The organism is Arthrobacter sp. UNC362MFTsu5.1 (genome assembly GCF_000685965.1).
In the GTDB taxonomy this organism is placed as follows: domain Bacteria; phylum Actinomycetota; class Actinomycetes; order Actinomycetales; family Micrococcaceae; genus Arthrobacter.
Map to the genome: position 1 here is coordinate 1 of NZ_JMLE01000061.1, position 3,126 is coordinate 3,126.

Genomic DNA, 3,126 nt, shown 5'->3' on the forward strand with positions numbered 1-3,126 from the left:
GGGATCATGAAGATGACGATGACGGCTGCTATCAGTGCGACCACGAGGGCGGCCGAAATGATGAATCCGGGTTTGGTGAATGGATTCTGTTCGGTGGTGTTCTGTGTGGATTCGCTCATGGTGAACCTCCGGGGATTGGGTTAAACGAAGGCGCGGACGATGCCGGAGGCGCCTGTGATGATGATGCAGCCGGCGAGGACCCAGCCGAGCTTGGCGATGGATTCGCCGCCTTCTCCGCGTCGGAGCTGGATGACCATGCCGATGCCGACGATGATCACGCCCAAAACGCCGAGGACCAGGCCGATGCCGGAGGCCCAGTTCAGTACGGTGAGCAGGCCCTGTGCCTGGGGAGGTACGACAGGGGTCGGGTTCGGGATGACACTGGCGGGAAGAGCTGCGATGAAGTTCATGGTGAGACCTTTCGAAGTATGGCGCTGTAGAGCTGTTGATTGTTTAGTTGGTGAGGGCTGTGAGGTCGGTGATCAGGCGTTGATACTCCCGGCCGGGTGTCCCGGTGTTGGTGTCCCCCAGACGCCAGGATTCGACCCAGGGGAGCATCCAGAGTCGGGGGGCTCCCCCGCCGATGAGAGCTGCGAAGTCCCGCAGGGCTTTGGGTAGTTTTCCCGGTGCATCGGCCAGGACCGCGAGGCCTAGCAGGTTGACGTCGGGGGCTGCGCCGGAGGCCCATTGGATGAGGGCTCTTTGCGCTGCTTTCAGTCCGTGCATGTCTGAGCGGCAAACCAGGAGGACGGCAGGTTTGCTGAAGCCGTCTTCAAGGATGGGCCAGGCATGTTCTGTTGGCCGTGCGCCCTCCACGAGGTGGCTGAGCCGGGTTTCGCCCGATCCTCCATGAACACCGGTAACCCAGACCGTGGCCGTACCGGTGACCGAGCGGCGGGCGAGGCGGTCAGCCGCGTCCGGTTCCACCATCCCCAGAACCGGGCCGGTGATGATCGCCGGCGGTGAAACATATTCATCTGCGGTGGCCTCTTCGGGCTCTGCCGTTTCTGGGCTGGCGATCCAGGGGTTCAGGGACTGTTGCATGGTTCCTCCTTTCGAAAGTCCAAATGATGGGTGGTTTAGAAGCCTCTGGCGACGGCGGCCGCGGCCGCCAGCCATGCCCGCTGGGTCGCGGGCTGCAGGGCTTCATAGCGGATGGGCCCGTTCACCAGGGCAGGGTCGTAGGGAATCCTCACGACGGTTCGGACGAACGGTTTAAAACCGTCCGCAATCCGCTGGGCCTCGTCTTTGGCCCGCTTCAAGGCATCCCCGGACATGGTCCGCTTGGCGTCTGTGGATTCAGAGACGATCACGACGGCGTTGCGTGCCAGCTCGGCATCGTGGCCACCACGGGATTCGAGGGTCTGCAGCGTCAGCCGGGCAGCTTCTGCGCGGTCCTCGATGGCCGTCACAGGCACGACGAGCTGGTTGGTGTGGTGGATCATCCGACGCCAGTTCGCCGCCCGGGCGGTGTTGCCCGAGTCCATGACCACCAACCGGTAGTACCGGGTGAGGACCTGGTGGGCGATGTCGACTTCCTCAGCGGTGACTTCGTGGTCACCTTCCTCGTTCTCATCCGAGCGCAGGACATCGAACTTGTCTGCGGTCTGGTGGTGGACGAACTTAGCAATCTCGGCCGCGTTCGTCGACGGGGAGAGCAGCTCAGTCGAGGAATCGATCAGGTCCAGGACGCTACGGTCATGGGCGCCCTTTTCGGTCCGCCAGCCCAGCGTGCCTTGGGACTCGTTGTTGTCCCAAGCGACGGTCGCGGCCCCGCTGTAGCGGGCGAGGATGGCCGAGAGCATGACCACCGTGGGGGTCTTGTTCGCACCGCCCTTACGGTTGACCACGGCAATGGTCCGCGGACCTGGCCAGTGCTGGCTGACCGTGCGGATATCCTCCCGCTCGGAGAGCTCTTCTGCGGAGGGGTCCATCCGGAAGCCAAGGCGCGTGAGCGCACCCCGCCAGCCCTGCGTGGCAGGTTCCAGGACCGGAGCGCTGACCAGGAAGGAGGTCTCCTTCAGGCTGCGCCGGGTCGGTGCCTCCTGCGCTTCCGGGGCCGGCGTGGACGTGGTTGCGGGTGTCAGGGTCATGGATGTTCCTGTCGCTAATGGGACGGTTCCCGGTCCGTCAGTAATCGGCTCGTCGATAATGGGCGCTGGGATGGTTTCTGCAACCGCAGGAGCAGGCAGGGATGCGGCGGGGGTGGGAGCTTCAGCTACGCGGCGGCGGGGGGCTTTGGCCACGTAGCTGACGGACTCCTTAGTGCCGTCCGGGTTCACGATCAGCTCACCCTGACCGTCCGGATCATCGACCTGGACACGGACCGGGCGGTTCAGCGTCTTCGCTTCCCTGACGACGAGGGACAGGGCGTTGTCGCGGAGTTGCTGCAGAGATTCTGCCGCTCTCACGTTCCGGGAGTTGCCGGCAACAACCACTTCTGCCGTGCCGTTGGCACGGACGATGGCGTTGATCTTTGGGAAGGCCGGGACATCTGTCTGGTTCATGACCATAGCGTTCTACCTTTCTGAAACGTGGTTAGGAGTGTCAGGGAGCAGGTGGTGTGAGGCGGTTGACCTTCCACGGGGATTCCTTGGCGGTGCGGAGCAGCTGCACCGTGTAGGTCCCGGCGTCGGTGGGCACCGCTGCCATGACCCCGTAACCGTTGGCTTCATCGACGCCCAGTGTGGCCGGGCCGGTGACGCGGCTGGCGGGAATGTTGGCCGGGTCCACCGCCGAGTAGTCGGCGGTGGCCTGTGGCGTGAGCCAGCGGGCAAGATCGTTAGCCCACTGCTTTTCCTCTACACCGGGGCGGGCAAAGTCCGCCATGGCCTTTTCAGCGATGTCCTCGGCTGCGTCCTTGCTGGCCTGGTCCCAGGTGATGCCGATCGTGGCCGGGACCGTGCCGCCGGGAGCCTGTGGGCCGCTGCTGGCGCTCAGCGAAACCGGCGCGGATGGCGTGGCTGCCGTGGGCTCAGCCGGTGCAGGGGTGGTGTTCGCTGCCGGTGCGCACGCGGCGCTGAGCAGGGCTACTGCGATGAGGGCCAGGGGCTTTTTCACTTTTTCTCCTCTTGGGTGGGCAGGTACAGGAAGGCAGAAGGGACATCGCTGCTGACGGTCCGGGTG

General features: G+C 64.5%; 4 protein-coding genes. All 4 read right to left on the reverse strand.

The genetic code is table 11. The annotated features are described in order from the left end of the window. Window positions 1–140: 140 nt before the first annotated feature. Genes BS38_RS0123935 through BS38_RS0123950 form a run of 4 tightly spaced genes read right to left on the reverse strand, consistent with a single transcriptional unit; the run spans window position 141 to window position 3,060 of the window. Window positions 141–410 carry a hypothetical protein gene (locus tag BS38_RS0123935; protein WP_012311500.1) on the reverse strand — a complete coding sequence of 90 codons (270 nt, stop codon included), beginning with the start codon at window positions 408–410 and terminating at the stop codon, window positions 141–143. Between the two features lie 43 nt (window positions 411–453). Further along, window positions 454–1,044, reverse strand: a complete 591-nt coding sequence (locus tag BS38_RS0123940) for a DUF6668 family protein (RefSeq protein WP_028273012.1) — start codon at window positions 1,042–1,044, stop codon at window positions 454–456. A gap of 35 nt (window positions 1,045–1,079) precedes the next feature. Further along, window positions 1,080–2,507 (reverse strand): chromosome partitioning protein ParA, encoded by a 1,428-nt coding sequence (locus tag BS38_RS0123945; RefSeq protein ID WP_156037250.1) that lies wholly within the window; start codon window positions 2,505–2,507, stop codon window positions 1,080–1,082. A gap of 40 nt (window positions 2,508–2,547) precedes the next feature. After that, window positions 2,548–3,060, reverse strand: a complete 513-nt coding sequence (locus tag BS38_RS0123950) for a hypothetical protein (RefSeq protein ID WP_028273014.1) — start codon at window positions 3,058–3,060, stop codon at window positions 2,548–2,550. Window positions 3,061–3,126: the final 66 nt, after the last annotated feature.

Bases quoted from the DNA above. Each gene is read 5' to 3' on its own strand.
- BS38_RS0123935 (WP_012311500.1), bottom strand. From the start codon at position 410: ATGAACTTCATCGCAGCTCTTCCCGCCAGTGTCATCCCGAACCCGACC.
- BS38_RS0123945 (WP_156037250.1), bottom strand. From the start codon at position 2,507: ATGAACCAGACAGATGTCCCGGCCTTCCCAAAGATCAACGCCATCGTC.
- BS38_RS0123940 (WP_028273012.1), bottom strand. From the start codon at position 1,044: ATGCAACAGTCCCTGAACCCCTGGATCGCCAGCCCAGAAACGGCAGAG.